Source organism: Pseudoalteromonas sp. SIMBA_162, assembly GCF_046535955.1.
Classification (GTDB): Bacteria; Pseudomonadota; Gammaproteobacteria; order Enterobacterales; family Alteromonadaceae; genus Pseudoalteromonas; species Pseudoalteromonas marina.
Genome location: NZ_JAWJBQ010001114.1, coordinates 1 through 240, shown reverse-complemented (window position 1 = coordinate 240; position 240 = coordinate 1). Strand labels below are relative to the sequence as shown.

General features: G+C 60.0%; 1 protein-coding gene. It reads right to left on the bottom strand.

Going from position 1 to position 240, the window contains the following annotated elements:
- Positions 1-240: ferrochelatase (locus R0J88_RS23135; protein ID WP_410901334.1), on the bottom strand; the 240-nt coding region annotated here is incomplete at both ends.

Here is a 240-nt window from a genome sequence, read left to right as displayed (position 1 = left end):
GCGTTCAAGGCCTTGGCCCATTGTGGGTCGTCATTCAAGCAAGGGATCAACACCAGGTCCTCCCCTCCCGCCTCGCGAAACTGCTCGCGACCGCGATCACCGATCTCCTCCAGGGTTTCGATGCAGTCGGCGACAAATGCCGGGCACATCACCATGACTTTCTTTACTCCCTGCTTGGCCAATTCATCAAGCCGCGCCTCGGTGTAGGGCTCGATCCACTTGGCCCGTCCCAGACGAGAC